A 26,721-nucleotide genomic window follows, 5' to 3' on the forward strand; every position below is an offset into this window, starting at 1 on the left:
GATGCGGTCCGAAAAGCAGAAGATGCTGGCCGGGGAGCCCTATCGCGCCGACGATCCCGAACTCGTCGCCGATCAGGCGCGAGCGGCGGACTGGATGATCCGCTACAATGCGGCGCTCGCGGCATCGGCGGCCGAGCGGGCGGCGCTGCTCGCCGAGGGGCTGGGAACGGCCGGGGCGGGGGCGGTGATCCGGCCGCCCTTCCACTGCGACTATGGCTATAACATCCGGCTGGGCGAGGGCGTGTTCCTCAATTTCGGCTGTGTCGTGCTCGACGTGGTGGCGGTGACGATCGGCGATCGCACGCAGATCGGGCCGGGCGTGCAGATCCTGACCGCCGACCATCCGCGGGATGCGGTCGAGCGGGCGACCGGCGCGGAATGGGGGCGACCGATCGCGATCGGTCGCGACGTGTGGATCGGCGGCGGCGCGCTGGTCCTGCCGGGGGTGACAATCGGCGATGGCGCGATCGTCGGGGCGGGTAGCGTGGTGACGCGCGACGTGCCGGCCGGTGCGACGGTCGTTGGCAATCCCGCGCGCGTGCGGACGCCCGGCGCAAGCACGCCCGCCGCCTGAGCCGCGTCGCGGGACCCCGCGGATATTTGCCGGCCACCGTCTTTCCATTACGTCCGGCGTGTCTTATATTGGCAGGGCAACCGTTACAGGAGCTTTACCCATACGTCCTCCCATGATGCGCCGGCCGAACCAGGCGCCGCCAATGAATGGTCCTCGTTTCAACGAGTGGATCCAAAGCCCCAAGGTCCGCGTGATCGACCATGAGGGCGAGAATCTTGGCGTGATGTACACGCGCGAAGCGATGGCCCAGGCGCAGGAAGTCGGACTCGACCTCGTCGAGGTGTCGCCCAATGCCGACCCGCCGGTCGCCAAGTTCCTCGATGTCGGCAAGTATAAGTACGAGGCGCAAAAGAAGGCGAATCTCGCCCGCAAGTCGCAGAAGACGCAGGAGATCAAGGAGATCAAGATGCGTCCGAATATCGACGACCACGACTATGACACCAAGATGAAGAAGGTTGTCGAGTTCATCGAGGAAGGCGACAAGGTCAAGGTTACCATGCGCTTCCGGGGTCGTGAGCTGAGTCACGGCCAGCTTGGCATGAACGTGCTTCAGCGCGTCGCCGAGCAGGTGGCCGAGGTCGCCAAGGTCGAGGCCTATCCGCGCATGGAAGGCCGGCAGATGCTGATGGTGCTCGCGCCGAAGTGAGCGCCCATGGCGGGTGCGGATCGGCGCACCCGCCACGACTCGCGGGGCGAGTCGCGCAGGTCGGTCGGGCTGGTGCGAGCCGATCCATGGAATTGAGCGCTTCATTGGTCCGCCCTGGCGGACGCGCCACCGACTTTCCCAAATCCCACAGGCAAGGCCTCGGCCGGCGGCGCTCTTGCGGGCGCAGGCGGCCAATATGGCTTGATCCGCCGGCTGCCGTTCTGCCCGCCCTTTCGGCCCTGGTGTCGCCGGAGCGCAAGGGTGCTGTCGTGGCGCGATGGCTCCAGCGCATTACGCACGCTGCGCCGTCGGCCATGGCCTTATGGGGCCGTACTCCTGCCCCGGCTTGATCACGCGCGCGAGGCGTCGTCGCCGCCGGCGGCGACGCTCGGCATAATCGGTAAGCCTTCATACCCGATCGCGCCCGCGCATCGCCCGCCCGATCGCCATCCGCCCCGGCCCAGGGGTGATAAACGGCAGCGGTCTCTGCCTGTCGCGCCCGCGCAACACATGGCGACAAAGCGTATTCGTTCTTCGAAACTCTTGCTTTCCCCAAGGCAGCTCATAGGATGGCGTCAAACCAGACATTCAAAATAAAGCGAATGTCATCATAGGGAGAGATGCCAATGCGTCTGGCTGCGTATCTGCTGTCTGCCGTGGCCACCGTCGCCATCGCCGCTCCGGCCCTGGCGCAGGAGGCCACACCGCTGACCGCCAGCGAAAAGCAGGTGCCGAGCCAGGCGACGGCCAATGCGGCGGTCCAGTCGCAATCGCCCAATAGCGGCCCCGCCGCCGACAGCGAACTGAGCGGAGCGAGCGCCGGCGACATCATCGTCACCGCCACCCGCCGCGCCAGTCCGCTCAGCGACGTGCCGATCGCGGTCAGCGCGGTGACGCAGGAGAGCCTGCAGAACACCGGCGGCAACGACATCCGCCAGCTCAACCAGCTGGCGCCATCGCTGCTGGTCTCCTCGACCGGTTCGGAGGCGAACGCCTCGGCACGCATCCGCGGGATCGGCACGGTCGGCGACAATCCCGGCCTGGAGAGCTCGGTCGCGACCTTTATCGACGGCGTCTACCGCAGCCGCACCGGCGTCGGCCTCAACGAACTGGGCGAAATCGAACGGGTCGAGGTGCTGCGCGGGCCGCAGGGCACGCTGTTCGGACGCAATGCCTCGGCCGGCCTCATCAACATTGTCACCAAGGCGCCAGAGTTCGAGTTCGGCGGCATCGCCGAGGCGACCTATGGCAATTACGACAACGTCCGTTTCCAGGGCGGCATCACCGGGCCGCTGATCCGCGACGTGCTCGCCTTCCGCGTCGACGGCATCTACAACAAGCGTGACGGCTTCTATCGCAATTTGACGCAGAACGGCAACGAAGCGCGCGTCAACGATCGCAACCGTTATTTCGTGCGCGGGCAGTTGCTGTTCAAGCCGACCGATGCGATCAGCCTGCGTCTGATCGGCGACTATACGTGGCGGCGCGAAAGCTGCTGCGGGGCGACCTATTACAGCAAGAACGAGACGGTCGACCCGACGCCCGGCACCAACACCACCGCCGCCAATGGCGCGACCGTCAACACCGACGGCGCCTTCGCCTACAATCCGCAAAACCGCATCCTGGAGATCCTCAATCGCCTGGGCGCGGTGCGGCCGACCACCAGCGTCCGCGCCAATCCGTTCGACCGCGTGGTGGCGATCAGCCCCGGCAAGACGTTCCGCAACGTCACCAAGGATTATGGCGGATCTGGCCAGCTCGACTGGGACCTGGGCGGCGCGACGCTGACCTCGATCACCGCCTATCGCGAGTATAAGTCGGGCAATGCCGGCGATGTTGACTATACCAATGTCGACCTGACCAGCCGCGCCGGCGACGGCAACGCCTATCGCCAGTTCCACACCTTCACCCAGGAAGTGCGGCTGAACGGCTCGCTGTTCGATGGCAAGCTCGACTGGCTGGTCGGCGGCTTCTATTCGAAGGAGAAGCTGCGCGTCGTCGACAATATCCAGTTCGGCTCGCAATATGGCACCTTCGCTGCCTGTCGCCTGGTCGCGACGCTCAACCCCGCGACCGCGCTCCAGAACCAGGCCAATCCGGGCTGTCTGTCGGCCGTCGGCCGCGCCACGATCACTGGCGCGTTCGGCGCGACCCTGGGCGGCGCGGTGCTGGGTGGGCTCGATCGCCTGTCGCAGATCCGCAATGTCGGCGACAATGGCTCGACCTATCGCCAGGACAGCGAGAACTACGCCTTCTTCACGCACAACATCTTCAACATCACCGATACGCTGTCGGTGACGCTGGGCCTGCGCTACACCCATGAGCGGAAGGATTTCAGCGCCAATTTCAACAACAACAACACGATCTGCCCGGTCCAACAGGCGTCGCTGTCGCCGCTGATCGCCAATGCCGCCGTGCCCGCCGCGGCGCGGCAATATATCGCCGGCATCGTCACGCTGAGCTGCACGGGCAACAACAGCGCCCAGCTCAATACGCTGAACCTCAATGACGGGTTCAAGGACAGCGAATTCACCGGCACCGGCGTCATCTCGTGGAAGCCGACGCCGCGCCTGATGACCTATGCCTCCTATGCCAAGGGCTACAAGGCGGGCGGCTATAATCTCGACCGATCGGACCTGGGCGGCCTGAACGGCGTGTTCGGCCCGCGCTCCAATGCCGACGCCAGCGGCCTGCGCTTCGACGCGGAGAAGGTGAACGCCTATGAAATCGGCGCGAAGTACAACATCCGCGGCCAGTTCAGCCTGAACGTCGCCGCCTTCCGCCAGGAGTTCAAGGACTTCCAGCTCAACACCTTCAACGGCTCGGTTTTCGTGGTGCAGAATATCCAGGCCTGCAAGACCAGCCTGAACGGCGCGGATACCGACAATGTCGCGGGTAACGGCACCTGTGCCGGCAATGCCGATCGGCCGGGCGTGATCTCGCAGGGCGTCGAGATCGAGTCGACGATCACCCCGGCGCGCAACTTCAACGTGTCGGCGGGCTATACTTATGCGGACACGCATTTCCGCCGCAACCTGGTCGGCAGTTCGGAAGGGGAAGCGCTGGACCCGGCGCTGTTCCTGCTGCCCGGCAGCCAGATGTCGAACGCGCCGCGCCACGTCGTCACCAGCTCGCTGGCCTGGACGCCGGACATCGGCTCGAACGGGATGTCGGCGCTGTTCTACATCGATCAGCGCACCACCTCCGACTATAATACCGGATCGGACCTCGCGCCGGAGAAGCGGCAGGACGGCTTCACGCTGGTCAATGCCCGCATCGGCATTCGCGGCGACAAGGATCTGTGGGCGGTGGAGTTCTGGGGGCAGAACATCTTCAACAAGAATTACATCCAGGTCGCGTTCAACACGCCCTATCAGGGGGCCGGATCGATCGCGAACACGATCCGCTACGGTTCGACCGCCAACGCGCTCTACTCGGCCTTCCTCGCCGAGCCGCGCACCTATGGCGTGACGCTCCGCTCGCGCTTCTGACGGTCCAACAGGGGAAGGGGAGGGGCCGGTCCGCCAGACGCGGGCCGGCCCCTTTCGCCGGGCAGGGGATTTATCCGGCAGTCTGATACCATATCCGCAACTTGCGCGTCTTAGCCCGCGTTTATGTCCTGAATTCAGACAGGACGAACGCGATGCACGATATGGACCCCCGCAATCCCGGCAATGGCGGCGAGACCCACCAGGTCGCCGACGCCGACCATCCGGTCCTCACCACCAATCACGGCATGCCGATCGCGGACAACCAGAACCAGCTCAAGGCCGGCGCGCGCGGCCCCGTGCTGCTGGAGGACGAAGTCTATCGCGAGAAGATGAACCATTTCGACCATGAGCGCATCCCGGAGCGGATCGTCCATGCGCGCGGCACGGCGGCGCACGGCTATTTCGAATGCACCGACAGTCTGTCCGACATCACCCGCGCCGAGCTGTTCCAGAAGAAGGGCCAGCGCACCGAGGTGTTCGTCCGGTTCTCGACCGTCGCGGGCGGGGCGGGGTCGGTCGACACGCCGCGCGACGTGCGCGGCTTCGCGGTCAAGTTCTACACGCGCGAAGGCAATTGGGATCTGGTCGGCAACAACATCCCGGTCTTCTTCATCCAGGACGCGATCAAGTTCCCGGATCTGATCCATGCCGCCAAGATGGAGGCGGATCGCGGCTATCCCCAGGCGGCGACCGCGCACGACACCTTCTGGGACTTCATCTCGCTGATGCCCGAATCGACCCACATGATCCTGTGGGCGATGTCGGACCGCACGCTGCCCAAGAGCTTCGCGACGATGGAGGGGTTCGGCATCCACACCTTCCGCTTCGTCAGCGCCGAGGGGAAGAGCACCTTCGTCAAGTTCCACTGGAAGCCCAAGGCAGGGCTCGCCTCGTCGATCTGGGACGAGACGGTGAAGACCGCGGGCGCGGACCCGGATTACCAGCGCCGCGACCTATTCGAGCGGATCGGGCGCGGCGACTATCCCGAATGGGAGTTGGGCGTGCAGCTGTTCGACGAGGAATTCGCCGCCAGCCAGCCCTATGACGTGCTCGACGCGACCAAGATCATCCCCGAGGAGGTGCTGCCCGTCCGCATCGTCGGCAAGATGGTGCTCGACCGCTATCCCGACAATTATTTCGCGGAGACGGAGCAGGTCGCCTTCTGTCCCAGCCATATGGTGCCGGGCATCGATCACTCGAACGATCCGCTGCTCCAGGGCCGGCTCTTTTCCTACCAGGACACGCAGATCAAGCGGCTGGGCTCGACCAACTGGCACCAGATTCCGGTCAACCAAGCCAAGGGGCGGGCGGGCGGCTGCCCCTTCCACAATTTCCAGCGCGATGGCCATATGCAGATGCAGGTGCCCAAGGGGCGCGCCAATTACGAACCGAATTCGCTTCACCTGGCAGGCGAAGAGGGCGGTCCGCGCGAGGACCCCAAGGCCGGCTTTGTCACCTTTCCGGCGGAGGAACAGGGGCCGAAGCTGCGCATCCGCCCCGAGAGCTTCGCCGACCATTACAGCCAGGCGCGGATGTTCTGGCGGTCGATGGACCCGGCGGAACAGGCCCATATCGCCTCAGCCTTCGTGTTCGAGCTGAGCAAGGTGTCGCTGGAGCATATCCGCCGCCAGGTGATGGCCAATCTGCGCAACGTGGACGAGGCGCTGGCGACCCGCGTCGCCGACGGGCTGGCGATGGACCTGCCGGACGCCGCGCCAGCCGCGGCGCCGATCCTCGACATGGCGCCGTCGCCAGCGCTGCGCATCATTCGCGGGCCGCTGGAGAAACACACGCTGGAGGGCCGCACGGTCGGCATCCTGTTCGCCGACGGCAGCGATGCCGGCGAGCTGGAAACGCTGCGCCGGGGCGTGAAGGCGGCGGGTGGCCATCCGCTGCTGATCGCGCCGAAGGTCGGGCAGGTGCCGCTGTCGGACGGTTCGACCGTGAAAGCGGACGCGCAACTGTTCGGTCAGCCCTCGGTCACGGTCGATGCCTGCGCGGTGATCCTCTCCGCCGAGGCTGCCGCCAAGCTGACGAAGGAGGGCGCGGCGGTGCAATGGGTCATGGATGCCTTCGGCCATCTGAAGGCGATCGGCCATAATCCGGCCGCGCAGCCGCTTCTCGACAAGGCGGGAGTCGAGCCGGACGCTGGCGTGGTGGCGCTGGACGGCTTCGTCGAGGCGGCAAAGCGGCGCTACTGGGACCGAGAGCCGAAGGTGCGCACGCTGGCGTAAGGGTCGAATATCCTCCCGCCGTGACCTGTCGACGGGAGGGTTTGCAGAAGGCGGCGATCCCCGCCCGCCAGCCTTCTGGCCTGGCGGCGGGCGGGGTCCAGTCACGATCCGTATCGAAAGGATCGCGGACTTCTCCTGACGGCATCCGGGCCTCACCGACGGCATGAAAAGGGTGATTACACCGTTTCACCCTGCGTGACCGATGCGCCTCCAGCCCTGTTTCGTCGCACAGGCGCAAGTAATGCTGCGGTGCGGTGCAGCGGTGATGCGGCGGCCCGAACGCTTCACCTTTACCAACGTCAGTATCGTTCTCTTTCCACTGTGCCGTATCGACGGCGGCATTGCTTGACTCGACACGCCGCCACGCCCATTCTTTCCGCATGATCATGCCGGTGGCATACCAGCGGTTTCGCAACCATGGCGGCCAATTGGCCGCACGAGTCTAGCCCGGGCCGTCCCGGCGCGCAGGCGTCGGGGCGGGCCCGGGCCTTGTTCGACTCTTCGCGGGCAGCGTGACGCGCGCCCGCCACCTCGGATAAGCGGACCAGCCGCCATGCACCCGACCAGGATCGACCCGGGCGATCGCCCGACCCTCTATCCCCCCGACCATCCACCCGAGCGCGTCCGCTCCACCCGGATGCTGTGGCGACTGGTGGACATGCCCATCCTGCTGATGGTGCTGCTCCTCGGCGTACCGCTGCTGCTCTACTGCATCCTCACCAGTTCCTGAGCGGGGGATCAGCCGGCGGCGCCGTCCGCCGACTCCAGCAATCGCTTCTCCAGCGTCCGGATGCGGCTGCTGGCGGTCAGCCGGTCGCCGGTCAGGTCGGTGACGTAGAAGGTGTCGACCGCCCGCTCGCCATAGGTGGCGACATGGGCGGAATGGATCGTCACCTTCGACTGGAACAGCGCATGGGCGAGCTGGTTGAGCAGCGCCGGCCGGTCGCGCGCATTGACCTCGATGACGGTGAAGCGGTTCGAGGCGTCGTTGTTGATCAGGACGTTGGGCTCGATCGGAAAGGCGTCGGCGCGCGGGCGCACGGCGGGTTTGGCGACCAGCCGGTCGATCAGCTTGCCGCGATTGGCCAGCGCATCCTCGATCCCCGATTTCAGCCGGGTGAGGCGCGCTGGATCGTCGAACGGGCGGCCGAACGGGTCCTGAACCAGGAAATTGTCGATCGCCATGCCGTCGCGCGTGGTGTGGATGCGCGCGTCGATGATGTTGCCGCCGGCCAGGCTGATCGCCCCGGCGATGCGATAGAAGAGGCCGGGATGGTCGGCGGCATAGATGCTGACTAGGGTCGCGCCGCGCTCGGCATAGACCTGCGCGTCGATGGTCAGCGGCGCGTCGCCGGCCGCCGCGATCAGCCGGGCGTTGTGCGCCAGCACGTCGTCGGGCTCGGCGATCCAATAGGCGGCGGGGAAGCGATGGACGGCGGCGGCGAGCTGGTCGGCGTCCCAGCCCATCGTCTCGCGCAGCCGCTGCTGGCGATCGGCGATCCGCTCGTCGCGGCCGCGCTGCTTGTGGCCGAGGCGCAGCACTTCCTCCGCGGCCTCGAACAGGTCGCCGAGCAGTTGGCGCTTCCAGCCGTTCCAGGTGCCCGGTCCCACGGCCCGGATATCGACAATGGTCAGCACCAGCAGCATCCGCAGCCGTTCCGGACTGGCGACGGTGGTGGCGAAATCCAGGATCGTCTTGAAATCGGCCAGGTCGCGCTTGAACGCGGTCGCCGACATGAGGAGGTGATGGCGGACCAGCCAGGCGACCGTCTCCGTCTCCGCCGGGGTCAGGCCCAGCCGGGGACCGAGCTGCTGCGCCACCGCCGCGCCCAGGATCGAATGGTCGCCGCCACGCCCCTTGGCGATGTCGTGGCAGAGCACCGCGACGCGCAGCGCCCGGCGCGACACGATCTGCTGGACGATGCGCGTGGCGATCGGATGCGCCTCCCGCTCCGCGCCCGCTTCGATCCGGGCGAGCAGGCCGATCGCGCGGATGGTGTGCTCGTCGACCGTATAATGATGGTACATGTCGAACTGCATCTGCGCGACCACACGCGCGAAATCGGGAATGAAGCGGCCCATCACGCCCGCCTCGTTCATCCAGCGCAGCACCAGCTCGGGATCGCGCGGGCTGGTCAGCACGTCGAGGAACAGCGCGTTGGCGCGCGGGTCGCGGCGATGGTCGTCGATCAGCTTGGCGTCGCGGGCGGCGGCGCGCATCGCCAGCGGATGCACCTCCAGCCCATGCAGGTCGGCGAGCTGGAAGATCTCGACCAGCCGCACCGGATCGGCGCGGAAGAAGCCGTCCTCGGGCAGCGCCAGCCGGCCGCGATCGAGCACGAAGCCGTGGAGCTTGCGGGGCTTCCGCCGCAGCGCCGGCAGGCCGAAGCGGCTGCCCCGCGCCGCGAACCGCTCGTCCAGATGCGCCAGGAACACGCCGGTCAGCGTGCCGACGGCGCGCACCTGGAGGAAGTAATATTGCATGAACCGCTCGACCGCCGACTTGCCCGCGCCGTCGCGGAAGCGCATCCGCTGCGCCACCTCGCGCTGCACGTCGAAGGTCAGCCGATCCTCGGCGCGGCGGGTGATGATGTGCAGGTGACAGCGCACCGCCCACAGGAACTCGTCGGCGCGGTGGAACATTCGATATTCGGCCGGAGTGAACAGTCCGACCTCGACCAACTGCCGCGCGCGCTGCACGTCGTAGACATATTTGCCGATCCAGAAGAGCGCGTGGAGATCGCGCAAGGCCCCCTTGCCCTCCTTGACGTTGGGTTCGACGACATAGCGGGTATCGCCCATCCGGCGGTGGCGGGTGTCGCGCTCGGCCAGCTTGTCGGCGATGAACTGGCGTTCGGTGCCGTGCTGCACCTCCGCCTTGAAGCGGCGCGTCGCCTCGGCATGGACGCCCTCGTCACCCGCGACCAGCCGGCGTTCGAGCAAAGCGGTGCGGACGGTGATGTCGCCCTTGGCCTGACGGAGCATCTCGTCGATCGAACGCGAGCTGTGGCCGACCTTCAGCCCCAGGTCCCAGAGCGCATAAAGGATCGCCTCGAACACATGTTCCGCCTCGCGGCTGGCGGTGGCGCGGGTCAGGAAGCCGATATCGACATCCGAATGCGCCGCCATCTCGCCCCGGCCATAACCGCCGACCGCGACCAGCGCGATCGGCTCGGCGGCCGGATAGAGGCGCACGGCGCTGTCGAACAGCAGCCGCAGGATCTGGTCGGTCAGATACGCCTGTCCGCTTGCCGCCTCCAGCCCGCGACTGGGCCGTTCCGCCAGCCGCCGCGCAATTTCCGCGCGGCCCGCCGCCAGCGCATCCTTGAGCAGCGGCACGATGGTGGCGGGAATGGCATCGGGCATCGCCGCGATCCGCTCGGCGATCGCCCGACGGTCGATGATCGCGCGGCGGTTGGCAAGATGGTCGAACTGGCTCATGCCCGCTTCATGGCGGGGTTGGCGGTGGCGCGCCAGCGGGTTTGGGGGGTGATGGGGAAGGGGGGCAGCGGCACGGTCTGCCGACGCTCGACCGGATGCCGTGCGTCGTGATCGACGCCACGCAAGCTTGCCGATCGTTCGATCCGGCTTGTCCTGTTTTTCTGTCCTCGAACGATCGTTTCGGGAAAAGGGGAATCGGGATCGACTTCCGGGGAAGTGTGCAAGAGGAGCGCTGTTACGCAATTGCAATCAGGAGACTTTCCCAGTCAACTTCCGTTGTTGGAGAGTGGATGATCTTCTTGGCGTTTGTCCCAATGTAAGACATGCCATTAGTCAGTCGAGCCTGCGCCTTTTCTCATCGACAGCCGGTTTGCTGGACAGGCAACGCCGGCCTGTTGCAGATAGCGACCCCGTAAAGCAGGATCGATCACAGCATGCCCACCGGAACAGAATTACCGTCCACGCCACAGCTTTTTGTTCCAAACATCTTGGTGCTGAGATGTGATTTTCAAGACCTTGACCCAACCGTGTTGCCTAATGCGGTCATCTCCTTCTGCAACTGGTGTATCCATGAGGCTGACCTGCCAAGCGAATGTGTGCAGCCGGACGCTTGGCTGTTATATTGCACCAGTTTTTATGTAGGACAGGTATGCAACGGTGGGCATGGACAGTTTGCCGGTAATAGCGGAATGGATCATGCTTTCTTGGCTGAAGTCGATGCTGGATTGGAGGCATTCGGACTGAACGAGCTGAGGGAAAATTTTGATCAGTTTGTCGGTATTATGTTGGCTGACCAAGCGCTCCATGACAAGGTTGTGGATGGTTGCGGCTTTGGCGACATTCCGTCCGTTATCGAAACACTCGACGACAAATTCCTGGACTTATTCGATGTTGATCAATTCAGTCGGCGCGCCTCGGAGTGGCTACGTTGCAATCCACACGTACTGGCTCTGACCCCGGCGGAAAAATGGGCTGAGGAAAAGAAGATCATTGCTCAGACAGGTGGCACGTCTGGTCCGCCGGCGCATCCGGCCACGAAGACTGGTGACTTCTGGACGGGGTATTTCGATACACGCCCGCCTATCACCACACGGGACGATTTTGAAGCAGAGGCGGCCCGGCTCCGGAAGGCGTTCGAGGTTGCTATGTTAGAGGATGATGAAAATGGGATCGACGCGGTAATCGCTGGCTATCGGGCGTTGCAGGACGCCTGCCCCCCGGACAACCGCCAGCGATGGAGCAAACAGGTGCTGCATCTGAAAAGCCAGCTATTGTTGGCGGGTGAACGCTGGGGGCGGACGGACCTGCTGGATCAGGCTGCCGATGCCATCAGGCAATCCATAGCGGAAGATGGAGACAAGGCAGAGGGTCCCAACGCGGCCTTTGCGTGGCGTGCGCTAGGCGAGGCGCTGGTCGGCCTCGCGCAAATCAACCCTGCCAGGATTTCCGCCATGCCCGAGGCGCTAGCAGCCTTCGACCGGTCTATCGCCATCGAGGAAGCTAGTGCTGGCGGTCGGGATATAGGAGCCGCAGGTGAAAATTGGATTGGGAAAGCTGAGGCGATGATCTTGCTCGCCAAAGAAGAGGATTATGCCGCCCGACTGTCGATGGCCAGAGCGCTGCTAGACGAGGCCCCCAAATTACAGACCATGGCTGGCCCTGCGCGCATGGCGGCTGCCCGCGCCGATTTGTTGTTAATGTCGCCGTACGATGACATCACCGAGGCCGTGAAGCGGCGCACCCGGCATATGCTTGACGATGCAATAGCATGCGAACGGGATAATGATGGCGCAATTTGGTCCAGCCCATTTCGTCTCAAGCGCCTGCAACATCTACGCGCGCATCCTCGCTTGGCTGCGGCTGATGACACATTGAGTATGTGAAACCACATGGAGCAGATATCCAGGGCTGTGCTGTGGAAATCTGCCGTGCCGCGCAGCCGCGCTTCGGTGCGCCTAGTACCGAGCCTCTCTGCGCGCGCGGACCTCCGCGCGAACCACGTCGCCCGACTCACACGGAGGTGGTACCGCCTCACCCCTCCCGCGCCAGCGCCTTGAGCCGATACAGCGTGTCGAGCGCCTCGCGCGGGGTGAGGGCGTCGATGTCGAGCGCCTCCACCTCGGCGCGGATCGCGTCGCATTGCGCTTCCTCCACGGCCTGCGCGGCGGCGAACAGGGGCAGGTCGTCGAGCCCCGCCGCCAGGCCGCCGGTCTTGGCGCGGCCCGCCTCCAGCTTGGCGAGCACCGCCTTGGCGCGGGCGACGGTCGCGGGCGGCATCCCCGCCAGCCGCGCCACCGCCAGGCCGTAGCTGCGGTCCGCCGGCCCGTCGGCGAGTTCGTGGAGCAGCACCAGCTCGCCCTTCCACTCGCGCGCGCGGACATGGTGGAGCGACAGCGCCGCGCACCGTTCCGCTAGCCGGGTCAGCTCGTGGTAATGGGTGGCGAACAGGCAGCGGCAGCGATTGTCCTCATGGATCGCCTCCACCACCGCCCAGGCGATGGCGAGCCCGTCATAGGTGGAGGTGCCGCGCCCCACCTCGTCGAGGATCACGAAGCTGCGCGGGGTCGCCTGGGCCAAAATCGCGGCGGTCTCGACCATTTCGACCATGAAGGTGGAGCGGCCGCGCGCCAGATTGTCCGACGCGCCGACGCGGCTGAAGAGGCGATCGACCAGCCCCAGCGTCGCGGACGTGGCGGGGACGTAGCTACCCGCTTGTGCCAGCACCGCGATCAATGCGTTCTGCCGCAGGAAGGTCGACTTGCCGCCCATGTTCGGCCCCGTCACCAGCCACAGCCGCGACTGTTCGGACAGGTGGCAATCATTGGCGACGAAGCGCTCGCCGGCCTTCGCCACCGCCGCCTCGACCACCGGGTGGCGACCGCCGATGATCTCGAAGCAGCTATGCTCGACCAGGGCGGGCCGCGCCCAGCCGCCCTCCACCGCGCGTTCGGCCAGCGCGGCGGCGACGTCGAGCCGGGCGAGCGCGTCGGCGGTGGCGGCGATCGCCTCGCGCTGCGCCAGCGCGGTGGCGGTCAGTTCCTCCAGGTGCGCGGCCTCGGCGGCGAGCGCGTGCGCGCCCGACTGGGCGACGCGGGCCGCGACCTCGTGCAGCGCGGGGGTGTTGAAGCGGACCACGCCGGCCAGCGTCTGGCGATGGGTGAAGCCGCTGTCGGGCTTCATCAGCGCATCCGCCGCGCGCGCCGGCACCTCGACATGATAGCCCAGCACATTGTTGTGGCGGACCTTGAGCGCGGAGACGCCGGTCTGCGTGCGCATCTCCGCCTCCAGCGCGGCGATGGCGCGACGGCCGCCCGCGCCCGCGTCGCGCAGGTCGTCAAGCGCCACGTCATAGCCCGCCGCGATATAGCCGCCGTCCGATGCGTCGATCGGGGGGGAGGGGACCAGGGCGCGCTTGAGCAGGTCGATCAGCGCGCCATGCCCGCGTAGCCGCGGCGCGATCTCCGCCAGCAAGGCGGGACCATCGGCCGGCATCCGCTCGCCGAGCAGCCAGGCGCCGTCCAGCCCATCGCGAAGCTGGCCGAGATCGCGCGGCGAACCACGCCCCGCCACCAGCCGGCCGAGCGCGCGGCCGATATCGGGCAGCGCGCGCAGCGCCGCGCGCAGCCGCTCGCGCGCACCACCATCGTCGTGCAGCCAGCCAACCAGGTCGAGCCGCGCGTCGATCGCCGCCCGGTCCATCAGCGGCGCGCCGAGATCGGCCGCCAGCGCACGCGCGCCGGCTCCGGTCACGGTGCGGTCGACCGCGTCGAGCAGCGACCCCTTGCGCTGCCCGGCGGCGGTGCAGGTCAGCTCCAGGCTTTCGCGCGTGGCGGCGTCGATCGCCATGGTCGCCGAAGCGCGGTGGACGACGGGCGGCCGCAGAAAGGGCAGAGCGCCCTTGGCGGTATGGTCGAGATAGGCGACCAGCCCGCCCGCCGCCGCCAGCTCGGCGCGGCCGAATTGGCCGAAACCGTCGAGCGTCGCCACGCCGAACAGTCGCTTCAGCCGCGCCTCGGCCGCGCCACTGTCGAACTCCGCCCGGGGACGGAGCGCACCGGCCAGCTCGGCATGGGCGCTGTCCTCGGCCGCGACCACCTCGGCGGCGGCGAGGCGGGCGAGCTCGGCGGTGACGCTGCCGCCGTCGAGCGCGACGACCAGGAAGCGGCCGGTCGAGACATCGGCGGCGGCGAGCGCGACGCCGCCCGCCGCCTCGCCGATCGCGACGCACCAATTGTCGGATCGCGCGTCGAGCAGCGCCTCCTCGGTCAGCGTGCCGGCGGTGACGAAGCGGACGATGGCGCGGTTGACCAGCGCCTTGGATCCGCGCGCCTTGCGGGCGGCCTCGGGACTTTCGGTCTGTTCGGCGATGGCGACGCGGTGGCCGGCCTTGATCAGGCGTTGCAGATAGGCGGTGGCGGCATGGACGGGGACGCCGCACATCGGCACCTTGTCGCCGTCATGCTCGCCGCGTGCGGTCAGCACGATGTCCAGGCAGGCGGCGGCGACCCGCGCATCGTCGAAGAACAGTTCGAAGAAATCGCCCATGCGATAGAAGAGCAGGCAATCGCCCGCTTCTTCCTTGAGCGTCAGATATTGCGCCATCATCGGCGTGGGGGCGGCGGTCATAAGGCGATCAGTTCAGCAAGGACGGGCATCCCGGGGGACGCCGGACAGGGGGATGAAGCGGGGAGATCGCTGGCCTAGCCGAGGATTGTCTCCGGCACCATCTCTCCCCTTCGTCTTCCTTGCACCTGATGGCTCAGGGCCGGCTGCGCGCCTTCCACAGCGCGAGCGAGCCGACACCGGCCAGCGCGAGGGCGAGCAGGAAGCCGATGCCCGCGCCCAGCCGCGCGCCGCCCGGACCATCCAGCAGGCCACCGGCCGCCAGGCCGAGGATGGGGAAGATGACGAGCGCGAGGCATCCGATCATGACCATGGCGAAAACGAATATGAACGTGCGCCCGTCCTGTCCACCGACCCGGCGAGCGGCCCGGCCGGCGGACATCGCCCTGTCGGTGGATGTCGTAGGGTAAACCATGGCATCCGATCCTGCGTGACGGGTTGAAAGCCGTCCGCGAAACCGCCAAAGCCGCTGCAAAATACGCGGGAGCCAGATGCCATGTCCGACGTCGTCAACGTGCAATTTTCGGAACGCGAGGCGCTGCTGTTCCATTCCGAGGGCCGCCCCGGCAAGCTGGAGATCGTCGCCACCAAGCCGATGGCGACGCAGCGCGATCTGGCGCTGGCCTATTCGCCCGGTGTCGCGGTGCCGGTGCAGGCGATCGCCGACGATCCCGCCACCGCCTATGACTATACCGCCAAGGGCAATCTGGTCGCCGTCATCTCCAATGGCACCGCGATCCTGGGCATGGGCAATCTGGGCGCGCTCGCCTCCAAGCCGGTGATGGAGGGCAAGGCGGTGCTGTTCAAGCGCTTCGCCGATGTCGATTCGATCGATATCGAGCTGAAGACCGAGGATGTCGACCGGATCATCGACGCGGTCGAGTTGATGGAGCCGAGTTTCGGCGGCATCAACCTGGAGGATATCAAGGCCCCGGAATGCTTCATCATCGAGCAGACGCTGCGCGAGCGGATGAACATCCCGGTCTTCCATGACGATCAGCACGGCACCGCGATCATCTGCACCGCCGGCCTGATCAACGCCTGCCTGCTGACCAACCGCCGCATCGAGGACATCAAGGTGGTGGTGAACGGCGCGGGCGCGGCGGCGATCGCCTGCACCGAGCTGATGAAGGCGATGGGCGTTCGCCACGACAATGTCCTGATGTGCGACCGCACCGGCGTGATCTATCAGGGCCGCGACGACGTGAACCAGTGGCAGTCCGCGCACGCCGCGCGCACGGAGGCGCGCACCCTGACCGAGGCGCTGGTCGGCGCCGACGTGTTCATCGGCCTCTCGGCGGCGGGCGCGCTGAAGCCGGAAATGGTCAAGGACATGGCTCCGTCGCCGATCATCTTCGCGATGGCCAATCCGGAGCCGGAGATCCGCCCCGAACTGGCCAAGGCGGCGCGGCCCGACGCGATCATCGCCACCGGCCGGTCGGACTATCCGAACCAGGTCAACAACGTGCTGTGCTTCCCCTTCATCTTCCGCGGCGCGCTGGACGTGCGGGCGAGCGCGATCAACGACGCGATGAAGATCGCCGCCGCCAACGCCATCGCCGAACTGGCGCGCGAGCGGGTGCCCGAGGAGGTCGCGATCGCGTACGGCGTCCGCCACAGCTTCGGCCCCGAATATATCATCCCCGCGCCGTTCGACCCGCGGCTGATGGAGCTGGTGCCCTCGGCGGTCGCCAAGGCGGCGATGGACTCCGGCGTCGCCAGCCGGCCGATCCTCGACATGGACCGTTACCGCCAGGCGCTGCGCGAGCGGTTGAACCCGACCACCTCGCTTCTCACGCTCGCCTATGAGGGTGCGCGCGCGCATCCCAAGCGGGTGCTGTTCGCCGAGGGCGAGGAGGAGGTGGTGCTGCGCGCCGCCATCTCGTTCAAGGAGGGCGGCTACGGCACCCCGGTTCTGGTCGGCCGCGACGACGTGCACGACCGCCTCCGCGCGCTGGGCGTGACCAAGCCGGAGGAATATGAGGTCCACAACAGCCGGCATTCACCGCTGGTGCCCAAGATGGTCGACTTCCTGTACAAGCGCCTGCAACGCCGCGGCTTCCTGCACCGCGACGTGGAGCGGATGATCAACCAGGATCGCAACATCTTCGCGTCGGTCATGCTCCAGCTCGGCGAGGCGGATGCGATGATCACCGGCATCACCCGCACCTGGGCGCATACGATGCGCGAGGTGAAGCGGGTGATCGATCCGGAGCCGGGCCGCACCCCCTTTGGCATCCACATCCTGGTCGGACAGAGTCACACCGTCTTCATCGCCGACACCACGGTGAACGAGCGGCCGAGCGCCGAGGAGCTGGCCGACATCGCCGAGCAGACCGCGCAGGTCGCGCGCCGCATGGGCCACGAGCCGCGCGTCGCCTTCCTGAGCTATTCGACCTTCGGCAATCCGGAGGGCCATTACCTCGATAACATCCGCGCCGCGGTGGGCGTGCTCGACGGTCGGCAGGTCGGTTTCGAATATGAGGGCGAGATGGCCCCGGATGCCGCGCTCAACCCGCGCCAGCTGGCCAACTATCCGTTCGCGCGCCTGTCCGGCCCCGCCAACGTCCTGATCATGCCGGGCCTGCAATCGGCCAATATCTCCGCCAAGCTGCTGCGCGAGCTGGGCGGCGACACGATGATCGGACCAATGCTGATCGGCCTGGAGAAGCCGGTGCAGATCGCGCCCATGGCCTCCACCGCCGGGGAGTTGGTGACGCTGGCGGTGCTGGCGGCGGGAGGAGTCGCGCGCTGAGATGCTGAAATCCTTGTACCCGGTGGCGATCGCGTGCTTGATCGCCACTTCCGCCGGCGGCGCACGGCCGGCGGACCCGACCGGCCCCCGGCCGGGGATCGTCCGGGTGCGGCTGGAGACGAGCGCGGGGCCGATCCTGCTCGCGCTCGACGCCCGCCGCGCGCCGAAGACGGTCGAGAACTTCATGGCCTATGTCGATGACGGGCGGTTCGACGGGACCAGCTTCTACCGCGCCGCGCGGAGCAAGGCCGATCCGAAGACCGGCTTCATCCAGGCGGGCATCCGGCAGGACGCGCGCCGCATCCTGCCGCCCTTCCCGCTGGAGACGACGAAGATGACCGGCATCCGTCATCTCGACGCCACCGTTTCAATGGCGCGGGCGGCGAGCCCCGCCTCGGCTGGGGGCAATTTCGTCATCACCATCGGCCCCGCGCCGCAAATGGATTGGCGGCCGGACTTCCCTGGCTATGCCGCCTTCGGCCATGCGGTGGCGGGGATGGACGTGGCCCGCCGCATCCTGGCCCTGCCGTCGGGCGGCGGGTTCGATGCGTTCAAGGGGCAGATGATCCTCAAGCCGGTGACGCTGATCCGCGCCGTGCGGCTCGACGGCAAGCCCAAGCCGACCGGGCAGCCGAAAGTGTGGCTGCTGATGCAGGGGCGGCGATAGAGGCGGTCGGCTCCACCATTTTCCGACCTGTTCCCCGGCGAATGCCGGGGCCCAGTTCGAAAGATCGGAGTAGCGGAGCGTAAACCTTCCCGCAAAGCGTCTCCGCAAATAGGCCCCGGCCTTCGCCGGGAAACAGAAGGGGGTGCGGCAAGCGGCGTCTCACCCGTCGATGCTGGTTCCCAGCGCGGCATGGACCAGCCCGCCATCGACGGTGATCGTCTCGCCCACCACATAGTCCCCGGCGCGCGACGCCAGGTAGATGGCCGCCGCCGCCATGTCCTCCGGCGCGCCGATCCGCCCCGCCGGGATCGCCTGCGCCACCGCATCGCCATGGTCGCGGGCCGCGCGGTTCATCTCGCTGGCGAAGGCGCCCGGCGCGATCGAGGTGACGACGATCCGGTCACGGATCAGCCGCGCCGCCATCCGCTTGGTCAGGTAGATCAGCGCCGCCTTGGACGCGTGATAGCTATAGGTCTCCCACGGGTTGAGCCGCTGCCCATCGATCGAGGTGATGTTGATGACCTTGGCGGGCCGCGCCACGCCCGCCGCCTTCAGCAGCGGATGCAGCGCCTGGGTCAGGAAGAAAGGCGACTTGACGTTCAGGTCCATCACCTTGTCCCAGCCCTGTTCGGGGAAGTCCTCGAACGCCACGCCCCAGGCGGCGCCGGCATTGTTGACCAATATGTCGAGCCGCTCCTCGCGCTCCGCCAAGGCGGCCGCGAGCGCGCGGCAGCCCTCCACGGTCGCGACATCGACGGGCAGGGGGATGCAGTCCGGCCCCAGTTCCTCGGCCGTCGCTGCGCAGGCCGCCGCCTTGCGCGCGGCGATATAGACCCTGGCTCCTTGCGCCAGGAACCCCTCGGCGATCATCCGGCCGATGCCCCGGCTGCCGCCCGTGACCAGGGCGACGCGGCCATCCAGGCGGAACAGGCTGCTGCAATCCATCGGCGCTCTCCTATCGTTTCGGACAGGGTAGAAGCTTGCCGAGGCGCTGGATAGCTGGGGAAATAGGGTAGGCGTCCTGACCTGACAGGGCGTTGGACGGTGCGGTAACACGCTTCGTCGGATATGGTTCCCGCGTCCCTTTCCTTTTTCCGAAGGGGCCCGTAGCCGACCCTCACACCGATTGAGAGCCGGGGGGTTCCCGAAGATGATCAAGGCGTTGGCAGCGCGTTTCGCGCTGGTGGTTTCGTGCGGCCTGATGATGGCTGCCCCGGCGGCGGCCCAGTTCTGGCAGTGCGCGCCCTATGCCCGCGAGATTTCGGGTATCGACATCCATGGCAACGCCAATACCTGGTGGTCGCAGGCCGAGGGTCGTTATGCGCGCGGCCACGCTCCGCAGGTCGGTGCGGTGCTGGCGTTCGAGGCGACCCGCCGGATGCGCGTCGGCCACGTCGCGATGGTGTCCAAGGTCGTGAGCGACCGCGAGGTGCTGCTGACCCATGCCAACTGGTCGCGCCGCGGCGGGATCGAGACCGACGTCCGCGCGGTCGACGTCTCGGCGGCGGGCGACTGGAGCGAGGTGAAGGTCTGGTACGGGCCGCAGCACGACCTGGGCACCTCCAGCTACCCGGTCAAGGGCTTCATCTATGCCGGCCACGCACCCGAAGCCGCCGATCCGGTCGCCCCGGTGGAATATGCCCATGGCTTCGACCGCGCGTCGGGCATCCTGACCTTCGCCGCCCCGACCCGCTGATCGATCGTTCAGGCGGGGCGGAAGGTCATCGCCGCGCCGTTCATGCAATAGCGTTTGCCGGTCGGCTTCGGCCCGTCGTCGAAGACATGGCCCAGATGGCCACCACAGCGATCGCAATGCACCTCCGTTCGCCGCATCAGCATTGACCGGTCGGTCGTGGTGCCGACGCTGCCCGGCAATGACGCCCAGAAGCTGGGCCAGCCGGTGCCGCTGTCGAACTTCGTGCGCGAACTGAACAGCGGTTGCGCACAACCCTTGCACAGGAAACGCCCGTCGCGATGCTCGGCGTTGAGCGGGCTGGAATAGGGACGCTCGGTCCCCTCATGCCGCAGCACGTCATAGGCGGCGGGATCGAGCCGCTGGCGCCATTCGGCGTCGCTATGCTGAACGGGATAGGTGGGCGCGGCCTCCGCCCGGCTGCCGCGACAGCCGATCAGCGCCAGCGCGGCACTGGCCAGGCCCGCGAGACCCAGAAAGCCGCGACGATCGGATGAGTGTTCCATCATCCTGATATAAGATGGGTTCAACCGCTTTCGAGAGGGGTCTAGCCGACCTTGCGGGCCCGCCGCCAGAAGGGCGTGGCGCTGCCCGATTGCAGCACGCCGCGCCGGAACAGCCGGGCGCCGACCGTGACGAACAGCACCACCCACAGCATCTGCCAAGGCAGGGCCAGCAGGTGCGGCCAGACCTGCGGCGCGTTCGCCGCGCGGCCCGCCATGGCGAAGGGGGACGACAACGGGAAAATCTCCGCCACCGTCGCGATCCAGCTATCCGGCCGGCGCGCGGCGGCGGAGGCGAGGACGAACATGCCGACCTGGATCAGCGTGATCGGCAGCGACAGCATCTGGATCTCGCGCGGGGTCGAGGCCTGCGCGCCCAGGCCCAGGAAGACCGAGCCAAGCAGCAGATAGGCCATGGAGAAATAGGCGGCGAACAGCAGCGCGAAGGCCGGTCCGCCGATCGCGGGCGCGATGTCGCCGATCGCGCCGGCGGCGGCGGGCGGCAACAGGCTCGCGACCTGCGTCACGATCGTCCCCCAGAAGCCGACGAACAGCAGCGCCACCCCGAACATGCCGATCAGCTTGCCGCCGAACACCGCCTCCAGCGGCACGGCGGCGGCCAGCACCTCGATCACCTTGTTGTTGCGCTCCTCGGCCATGGTGCCGACCACCTGGCTGGCGAGGAAGAGCGTCAGGAAGAAAATGCCGAACACCGCGAAGAAGCCGGCCTGGTGCTGGCCGGTGATCGAGGTCGTTCGCCGCTCGACCACGGTGCGCGTCGCGGCGACGCGGGGCAGGTCGCCGCCGAGCCGCTCGGCCGCCAGCGTCGCCTGCGCCAGCGCGTCCATATAGTCACCGGTGCGCCGGTTGCGCGGGGCGAGCAGCAGCTGCGGCCGGTCGAGCGGGCCGTAGAGCACGGCGTCGACGTCGCGCGTGCGATCCGCCATCAGCGCGCGCGCCTGCGCGGCGGGATCGCGGCCGGGCGACTGGATCAGCAGGTCGGACGGCGTGTCGTCACGGCGATAGAGCGCGCGCAGCCGCACATCCTCGCGCCGCATCATATCAGCGGTGGCGGGGGCGACGATCGCGACGATCCGGCTCTTGTCGGCGGTGCTGTCGTCCATCGCCGCCGCGCTCATGCCGCCAAGCGCGCTCAGCGAGCCCATCAGCGCGGGCGCGAACAGGAAGAGGAGGAAGATGGGCGTGAATACCGTGGCGACGAAGTCGCGCCGGGCGATCGTCAGCATCTGGCGCAGCGAACGGGGCAGGCGGCTCATGCGCGGTTCTCCCCGGCGCTGCGGTCATGGCCGGCATGGTCGCCGACGATCCGCACGAACGCCTCGTGCAGGCTGGGACGCTCGATGGTGAGGCCCGCGATGCCGTGGCCGGCGGCGATCAGCGGCAGCAGCACCGGCTCGACCCCTGCGTCCGGCAGGGTGAAGCGCCAGCCGCCATCGCCCTCCGGCACCGCATCGGCGGGCAGCAGCGCGGCGATCCCGGGAGCCGGATGGCGCGGCAGGTAATGGACGCGGCTGGGCAGGGTCGCGCGCGCCTCGTCGACCGTCCCCTCGAACCGGCGCTTGCCCCCGGCGATGATCGCCAACCGGTCGCACAGCCGCTCGGCATGGGCCATGACATGGGTGGAGAAGAGGATGGTCGCGCCGCGATCCCGCTCGCCGACGATCAGCGCCTCCAGCTTTTCCTGGTTGACCGGGTCCAGGCCGGAAAAGGGTTCGTCGAGCACGATCAGCTCGGGCTGATGGACGATCGCGCCGAGCAACTGGACGAGCTGGGCCATGCCCTTGGACAATTTGCGGATTTTCTCGTCCACCGCATGGCCCAGGCCGACACGGTCGAGCAGGTCGGTGGCGCGGCGGCGGCCCTCGCTCAAGGGGAGACCACGCAGCGCGCCCAGAAATGCGACCGCTTCCCGCGCCTTCATCGTCGGATAGAGGCCGCGCTCCTCGGGCAGATAGCCGACCCGGTCGCTCGCCTCGCGCGGGACCGCCTCGCCCAGCAGCGTGCGATGCCCGGCATCGGGTTCAATGATGCCGAGCAACATTCTGAGCGTCGTCGTCTTGCCCGCGCCGTTCGGTCCCAGCACGCCATAGATCGCGCCGCTCGGCACGCGCAGATCGACGCCGCCGACCACCGGGCGCTCGCCGAACCGCTTCACCAGACCCTCGGCGGTCACCGCCCATGTTGCCGTCATGACTTATCCCCTGCCGTCCAGCGTGGTAGCGGGCGGTCATGGCCGGAGACAAGCTCGAAGACCGGATCAAGGCGATGGCGGCGGAACTCGGCTTCGCTGCCTGCGGTATCGCGCCCGCCGACGCCGCGCCGCTGGCGGGCGTCCGGTTGCGCCAGTGGCTGGCCGAGGGGCGGCACGGCGACATGATCTGGATGGAGGAGCGCGCCCACCACCGCGTCGGCCCCGCCGCGCTGTGGCCGGAGGTGCGCAGCGTCCTGTCGCTCGGCATGAGCTATGCCCCCGCCGGTGATCCGCTGGCGCTCGCGGACGAACGGGATCGCGGCCGCATCTCGGTCTATGCGCAAGGGGCCGATTATCACGACGTGGTGAAGAAGGCGCTGAAGGCGCTCGGTCGCTGGCTGGCGCGCGAAGCCGGGTGCGATCTCAAGGTCTTCGTCGATACCGCGCCGGTGATGGAGAAGCCGCTGGCCGAGGCCGCCGGGCTGGGCTGGCAGGGCAAGCATACCAATCTGGTGAATCGGCAGGCGGGAAGCTGGCTGTTCCTGGGGGCGATCTACACCACGCTCGACCTTGAGCCCGACGGCGCGGGGCGGGGCGGCTGCGGATCGTGCGACGCCTGCCTGCGCGCCTGCCCGACCGACGCCTTCCCCGCGCCGTACCAGATCGATGCGCGGCGCTGCATCTCCTATCTCACGATCGAACATGCCGGGCCGATTCCGGTGGAATTCCGGACCGGCATCGGCAACCGCATCTATGGCTGCGACGATTGCCTGGCGGTCTGCCCCTGGAACAAGTTCGCGGCGGCGGCGCGGGCGAACCTGGCCTTCGCCGCCCGCGCCGAGCTGGCCGCGCCCGAACTCGCCGACCTGCTGGCGCTGGACGATGCCGGCTTCCGCCAGGTCTTCGCGGGATCGCCGATCAAGCGCATCGGCCGCGACCGCATGGTCCGCAACGCCGCGATCGCGGCGGGGAATAGCGGCCGGCCCGAACTCGCAGGCGCGCTGCGTCCTCTGCTGGACGATCCCGATCCGGTGGTGCGCGACGCGGCGGGCTGGGCCCTGGCGCGGCTGGCGGGAGGTGACGCGGCGTCCTAGGCCGAGGAGCCGGCCGCCGGGGCGGCGCGCTCCTCGGGCTCCAGGCTGGCGACGCTCAGGCGGTCAGGCGGGCCACCGAATGACGGCCACGGCGTCGCAGCGATGTGCCGACGGCACCCAGGCCGATCATCATCAGCGCCCAGCTGCTCGGCTCCGGAACGGCCGACACGGCCGTCGCGGTGCCGTTGCCGCTGACGACCAACGTCGCCAGGAAGATGTTGTCGTCGCGCGACGGGTTGTTGGTCGTCACGCGGATCGTCGAATCGCCCGGCGTGATATAGGGGGCGATATTGTAGCGTTCATGATCGTCGGCATAGCTGGGATTGTTGGGCGAATACGGATCGTCATTGCCGCCGACCGTGATCAGCGCGCCATTGTAGGGGCTGCCATCGTCGTTGTTGCCGGCGTTGCTCGAAATCGTCCGGCCGTTCACATAGACGTTCGAGGACTGGCCGCCGGTGCTGAAGTTGATGCCCAGTCGCAGGTCGGCGACGAAATCAGGGCTGGTCGAGTTGAGCGGCTTGTCGAACGTCATCGACAAGGCGTCGCCACCCACGGCCGAATAGCCATCGAACAAGGCGACGGTCTGCTCCGCCAAAGCCGCATCCTTGTACACTACGACCAGTGCGGTGCCGTCGGTCATCCCCGAATTGCCTTCGGTCACGGCGAAGTTGTAGGTTCCGCCGGCACCGCCATCGACGATCCCGGCAACGATCGAGGTGACGTCCGCCCGGGCCGAGGTCATTGACAAGGCGCCGTTGCCGGTGGCGTTGACTGCGGGCGCTCCGAACACGATCTGTTGATTGTTGAAGGTGACCGGCTGGTTCGCCCAATTGTTGCCGAAGAAGTAGTTGGCCTGGTACAAATAGGCGCCGGCAATGGTTGCGCCCTTCGGAACAAAGGCCTGGAGACTATAGCTGCTCGACAGTGAACCGCCGCCGTCGGTCGACAGGCCATAGCTGCCATTGAACTGCTGGAACAAGGTCAGGCTTGCATTGGCAGATGCCGGCGCGACGAGTGACGTAAGTGCCAGCAAGCTCGCGATACAAAACCGTGACTGCTTCATGATATTTCCCCCCATGCTGAAAACGCGCGCCGCTGGCGATTTGCCTTGGCCCATTGGTTAATCAGACGTTAACTAAACTGGAGAGTGTTGGCTCTTCAGGGAAAATACCTAATGAAGGGGCAGGTGGCAGAGTTTGAATGCGTTGCAAGGACTTGGCTCTGCCAAGACAATATCATTCATTACGGATGGGATTGTTGCCGTGCTGGAGATAGCCTGCTCGGTCTTGCAGGGCGTGGGCGGCGGCCGGCTTGAACGCAGGCGCTGATCCGGCACCCTAGTGGCGCGCCGATCCGGAGAACAGGTTCATCACCACCACGCCCGCTACGATCAGCGCCATGCCGATCAGGGCCGCCGCATCGAGTCTCTCGCCCCGGAGCGTCCAGGCGAGGACGGTGATCAGCACAATCCCCACGCCCGACCAGATCGCATAGGCGATCCCGGTCGGGATATCGCGCAGCGCCAGCGACAGGCAGTAAAAGGCCGCGCCGTACCCCGCCGCCATGATTAGGGTCGGTCCCGTCCGGGTGAACCCGTCAGAAGCCTTGAGGAAGGAGGTGGCGACCACTTCCGACAGGATCGCCAGCGCGAGGTAGAGGTAGCTCACCGCCCGCCGTCGCGACGGACCAGCGCGGCGACGCAGCTGGCGCGGTCGATCGCGCTGCCATCGGGCTCGCGCGCGTCGACATAGGTGACCCGGGGCTCGCCGCCATCTTTGGGATAGAGATAGGCGTCGAGCACGCAGATGCCGCTGCTATATTGCAGCTTGCGAGCCGCGCCCTCGCGGACGTCGGCATCGGGCTGGCCGAACAGCTTGGTCAGGCTGGCGGCATCGGCGCCGACCACCCGCTCCAGCCCGACGCTGGTATAGGGGATGGCGACCGGCTGCGAGACGGCCGGCCCCTTGGTCGCGGGGGCGGCGCAGGCGGCGAGGGCGAGCGACAGGAGCAGCGGCGGCAGACGCTTCATGCGGATTTCCGGTGATAGAGGTGCGTGGCCATTGCCGCGCCCAGGATCGGTGCGGCCAGCGCGACGATCGGCACGACGAACAGCATGGTGCCGCCCAGGCCAAGCAGGAAGCGCTCGCCCCGCGTCCGCCGTCGCCAGGCCGCCAGCGCATCGCCGCGCAGATGGCGGCTCGCGACCATGTCGCCCAGGTCGCGGCCGAGCAGCCAGGCATTGACCAGGAAGAAGGCGGCGGCGGTGCCGATCCCGGTGGCGAGCAGCACGATATAGACGGGCAGCATGGCGATGTTGACGGCCACCACCCGCGCCGCGGCGCGCGCGCCCAGCGCCAGGCCGGCGGCGAAGGACAGGGGATGGGCGGTGGCCAGCGCGGCGGGATAGTGGCGCGCCTCGACCGCCGCGACCACCCCGTCGGCGAACAGGCCCAGCACCGCCATCGCGACCGCGCGGAACAACAGCCACAGCGCCAGCGCCGTGACGAAGATCGCGAAGGCGGCGGCCAGGCCGCTCGCGCCCCAGCCGATCCAATTGGCCAGCAACGCCTGCATGCCCCACCATACGCCCAGGCCGGCAATGGCGAAGATCGCCAGCGTCACCGCCATCGACCGGACGAAGACCCGCAGCACCGGCGGGTCGCCCAGCTGGCCGATCGACAGGAGAAGCGCGCCGAACATCGCCGATGCGATGCCGTGGCCCCGCCGATGCGTCAACATTGCGTGCGCCGCCCCGGCTCTCTAGGGCGACGACATTCAATTCTCG

General features: G+C 67.4%; 21 protein-coding genes. 10 read left to right on the plus strand and 11 right to left on the minus strand.

Annotated features, from left to right (window positions below; translation table 11 throughout):
• Position 1 precedes the first annotated feature (1 nt).
• The 5 genes from GGQ96_RS08770 to GGQ96_RS08790 all read left to right on the plus strand — a co-directional run bounded on the left by GGQ96_RS08770 (position 2) and on the right by GGQ96_RS08790 (position 7,675).
• A complete protein-coding gene (locus GGQ96_RS08770) occupies positions 2-574 on the plus strand; it encodes a sugar O-acetyltransferase (protein ID WP_184113697.1) in 573 nt (190 codons plus the stop codon).
• 112 nt (positions 575-686) lie between these two features.
• Positions 687-1,220 (plus strand): translation initiation factor IF-3, encoded by a 534-nt coding sequence (gene infC / locus GGQ96_RS08775; protein WP_184113699.1) that lies wholly within the window; start codon positions 687-689, stop codon positions 1,218-1,220.
• 626 nt (positions 1,221-1,846) lie between these two features.
• Positions 1,847-4,711, plus strand: coding sequence for a TonB-dependent receptor (locus GGQ96_RS08780; protein WP_184113701.1), 2,865 nt, complete (start codon positions 1,847-1,849; stop codon positions 4,709-4,711).
• Between the two features lie 152 nt (positions 4,712-4,863).
• A complete protein-coding gene (locus tag GGQ96_RS08785; protein ID WP_184113703.1) occupies positions 4,864-6,945 on the plus strand; it encodes a catalase in 2,082 nt (693 codons plus the stop codon).
• 553 nt (positions 6,946-7,498) lie between these two features.
• The gene (locus tag GGQ96_RS08790; RefSeq protein WP_184113705.1) at positions 7,499-7,675 is read left to right on the plus strand and encodes a hypothetical protein; all 177 of its coding nucleotides are present in this window, start codon (positions 7,499-7,501) and stop codon (positions 7,673-7,675) included.
• Positions 7,676-7,683: 8 nt separating this feature from the next.
• Here GGQ96_RS08790 and GGQ96_RS08795 read toward each other — a convergent pair whose 3' ends face one another.
• Positions 7,684-10,386 (minus strand): [protein-PII] uridylyltransferase, encoded by a 2,703-nt coding sequence (locus GGQ96_RS08795; protein WP_184113707.1) that lies wholly within the window; start codon positions 10,384-10,386, stop codon positions 7,684-7,686.
• 434 nt (positions 10,387-10,820) lie between these two features.
• On the opposite strand from GGQ96_RS08795, the gene GGQ96_RS08800 reads away from it, so the two are divergent.
• Entirely contained in the window at positions 10,821-12,269 is a 1,449-nt protein-coding gene (locus tag GGQ96_RS08800) for a DMP19 family protein (protein ID WP_184113709.1), read from the plus strand.
• A gap of 148 nt (positions 12,270-12,417) precedes the next feature.
• On the opposite strand, the gene mutS is transcribed toward GGQ96_RS08800, so the two are convergent.
• Together mutS and GGQ96_RS08810 are read right to left on the minus strand one after the other, a co-directional pair.
• Positions 12,418-14,991: a DNA mismatch repair protein MutS gene (gene mutS, locus GGQ96_RS08805; protein ID WP_184114186.1), complete on the minus strand. Its 2,574-nt coding sequence runs from the start codon at positions 14,989-14,991 to the stop codon at positions 12,418-12,420.
• Between the two features lie 154 nt (positions 14,992-15,145).
• Positions 15,146-15,391 (minus strand): hypothetical protein, encoded by a 246-nt coding sequence (locus GGQ96_RS08810; protein WP_184114250.1) that lies wholly within the window; start codon positions 15,389-15,391, stop codon positions 15,146-15,148.
• Positions 15,392-15,505: 114 nt separating this feature from the next.
• Between GGQ96_RS08810 and GGQ96_RS08815 the strand changes: the two genes are divergently transcribed.
• The gene (locus GGQ96_RS08815; protein WP_184113711.1) at positions 15,506-17,764 is read left to right on the plus strand and encodes an NADP-dependent malic enzyme; all 2,259 of its coding nucleotides are present in this window, start codon (positions 15,506-15,508) and stop codon (positions 17,762-17,764) included.
• Between the two features lies 1 nt (position 17,765).
• Entirely contained in the window at positions 17,766-18,431 is a 666-nt protein-coding gene (locus GGQ96_RS08820) for a peptidylprolyl isomerase (protein WP_184113713.1), read from the plus strand.
• 159 nt (positions 18,432-18,590) lie between these two features.
• On the opposite strand, the gene GGQ96_RS08825 is transcribed toward GGQ96_RS08820, so the two are convergent.
• Positions 18,591-19,376, minus strand: a complete 786-nt coding sequence (locus GGQ96_RS08825) for an SDR family oxidoreductase (RefSeq protein WP_184113715.1) — start codon at positions 19,374-19,376, stop codon at positions 18,591-18,593.
• 205 nt (positions 19,377-19,581) lie between these two features.
• Here GGQ96_RS08825 and GGQ96_RS08830 point away from each other — a divergent pair, with 205 nt between their 5' ends.
• On the plus strand, positions 19,582-20,127 hold the full coding sequence (locus GGQ96_RS08830; RefSeq protein WP_184113717.1) for a CHAP domain-containing protein: 546 nt from the start codon (positions 19,582-19,584) through the stop codon (positions 20,125-20,127).
• 8 nt (positions 20,128-20,135) lie between these two features.
• Here the strand turns inward: GGQ96_RS08830 and msrB are convergent, their stop codons facing one another.
• From msrB to GGQ96_RS08845, 3 genes are read right to left on the minus strand one after another with little or no spacing between them, the layout of a single operon-like run.
• On the minus strand, positions 20,136-20,633 hold the full coding sequence (gene msrB / locus GGQ96_RS08835) for a peptide-methionine (R)-S-oxide reductase MsrB (protein ID WP_425506693.1): 498 nt from the start codon (positions 20,631-20,633) through the stop codon (positions 20,136-20,138).
• A gap of 38 nt (positions 20,634-20,671) precedes the next feature.
• The gene (locus tag GGQ96_RS08840) at positions 20,672-21,904 is read right to left on the minus strand and encodes an ABC transporter permease (protein WP_184113721.1); all 1,233 of its coding nucleotides are present in this window, start codon (positions 21,902-21,904) and stop codon (positions 20,672-20,674) included.
• Positions 21,901-22,839, minus strand: a complete 939-nt coding sequence (locus GGQ96_RS08845; protein WP_184113731.1) for an ABC transporter ATP-binding protein — start codon at positions 22,837-22,839, stop codon at positions 21,901-21,903. Before GGQ96_RS08845 ends, GGQ96_RS08840 begins: the two co-directional genes overlap by 4 nt.
• 38 nt (positions 22,840-22,877) lie before the next feature.
• On the opposite strand from GGQ96_RS08845, the gene queG reads away from it, so the two are divergent.
• Entirely contained in the window at positions 22,878-23,933 is a 1,056-nt protein-coding gene (gene queG, locus GGQ96_RS08850) for a tRNA epoxyqueuosine(34) reductase QueG (RefSeq protein WP_184113733.1), read from the plus strand.
• 55 nt (positions 23,934-23,988) lie between these two features.
• On the opposite strand, the gene GGQ96_RS21385 is transcribed toward queG, so the two are convergent.
• From GGQ96_RS21385 to GGQ96_RS08870, 4 genes are all read right to left on the minus strand, one after another.
• The gene (locus GGQ96_RS21385; protein ID WP_184113735.1) at positions 23,989-24,969 is read right to left on the minus strand and encodes a PEPxxWA-CTERM sorting domain-containing protein; all 981 of its coding nucleotides are present in this window, start codon (positions 24,967-24,969) and stop codon (positions 23,989-23,991) included.
• A 304-nt stretch (positions 24,970-25,273) separates the two neighbouring features.
• Positions 25,274-25,603, minus strand: a complete 330-nt coding sequence (locus GGQ96_RS08860) for an SMR family transporter (protein WP_184113737.1) — start codon at positions 25,601-25,603, stop codon at positions 25,274-25,276.
• Complete coding sequence (locus GGQ96_RS08865) at positions 25,600-25,965, minus strand: hypothetical protein (RefSeq protein ID WP_184113739.1); 366 nt, start codon at positions 25,963-25,965, stop codon at positions 25,600-25,602. Before GGQ96_RS08865 ends, GGQ96_RS08860 begins: the two co-directional genes overlap by 4 nt.
• Positions 25,962-26,675, minus strand: a complete 714-nt coding sequence (locus GGQ96_RS08870) for an EI24 domain-containing protein (RefSeq protein ID WP_246360350.1) — start codon at positions 26,673-26,675, stop codon at positions 25,962-25,964. Before GGQ96_RS08870 ends, GGQ96_RS08865 begins: the two co-directional genes overlap by 4 nt.
• Positions 26,676-26,721: the final 46 nt, after the last annotated feature.

Origin of the sequence: Sphingomonas abaci (assembly GCF_014199625.1) — a bacterium.
GTDB classification, from domain to species: Bacteria; Pseudomonadota; Alphaproteobacteria; order Sphingomonadales; family Sphingomonadaceae; genus Sphingomonas; species Sphingomonas abaci.

Coding starts and splice junctions, on each gene's coding strand:
- mutS (WP_184114186.1), bottom strand. CDS start 14,991: ATGATGGCGCAATATCTGACGCTCAAGGAAGAAGCGGGCGATTGCCTG.
- GGQ96_RS08825 (WP_184113715.1), bottom strand. CDS start 19,376: ATGGATTGCAGCAGCCTGTTCCGCCTGGATGGCCGCGTCGCCCTGGTC.
- GGQ96_RS08815 (WP_184113711.1), top strand. CDS start 15,506: ATGTCCGACGTCGTCAACGTGCAATTTTCGGAACGCGAGGCGCTGCTG.
- GGQ96_RS08780 (WP_184113701.1), top strand. CDS start 1,847: ATGCGTCTGGCTGCGTATCTGCTGTCTGCCGTGGCCACCGTCGCCATC.
- GGQ96_RS08785 (WP_184113703.1), top strand. CDS start 4,864: ATGCACGATATGGACCCCCGCAATCCCGGCAATGGCGGCGAGACCCAC.
- queG (WP_184113733.1), top strand. CDS start 22,878: ATGGCCGGAGACAAGCTCGAAGACCGGATCAAGGCGATGGCGGCGGAA.
- GGQ96_RS08840 (WP_184113721.1), bottom strand. CDS start 21,904: ATGAGCCGCCTGCCCCGTTCGCTGCGCCAGATGCTGACGATCGCCCGG.
- GGQ96_RS08865 (WP_184113739.1), bottom strand. CDS start 25,965: ATGAAGCGTCTGCCGCCGCTGCTCCTGTCGCTCGCCCTCGCCGCCTGC.
- GGQ96_RS08790 (WP_184113705.1), top strand. CDS start 7,499: ATGCACCCGACCAGGATCGACCCGGGCGATCGCCCGACCCTCTATCCC.
- GGQ96_RS08830 (WP_184113717.1), top strand. CDS start 19,582: ATGATCAAGGCGTTGGCAGCGCGTTTCGCGCTGGTGGTTTCGTGCGGC.
- GGQ96_RS08870 (WP_246360350.1), bottom strand. CDS start 26,675: ATGTTGACGCATCGGCGGGGCCACGGCATCGCATCGGCGATGTTCGGC.
- GGQ96_RS08810 (WP_184114250.1), bottom strand. CDS start 15,391: ATGTCCGCCGGCCGGGCCGCTCGCCGGGTCGGTGGACAGGACGGGCGC.
- msrB (WP_425506693.1), bottom strand. CDS start 20,633: ATGATGGAACACTCATCCGATCGTCGCGGCTTTCTGGGTCTCGCGGGC.
- GGQ96_RS08845 (WP_184113731.1), bottom strand. CDS start 22,839: ATGACGGCAACATGGGCGGTGACCGCCGAGGGTCTGGTGAAGCGGTTC.
- GGQ96_RS08795 (WP_184113707.1), bottom strand. CDS start 10,386: ATGAGCCAGTTCGACCATCTTGCCAACCGCCGCGCGATCATCGACCGT.
- GGQ96_RS08820 (WP_184113713.1), top strand. CDS start 17,766: ATGCTGAAATCCTTGTACCCGGTGGCGATCGCGTGCTTGATCGCCACT.
- GGQ96_RS08770 (WP_184113697.1), top strand. CDS start 2: ATGCGGTCCGAAAAGCAGAAGATGCTGGCCGGGGAGCCCTATCGCGCC.
- GGQ96_RS08800 (WP_184113709.1), top strand. CDS start 10,821: ATGCCCACCGGAACAGAATTACCGTCCACGCCACAGCTTTTTGTTCCA.
- infC (WP_184113699.1), top strand. CDS start 687: ATGATGCGCCGGCCGAACCAGGCGCCGCCAATGAATGGTCCTCGTTTC.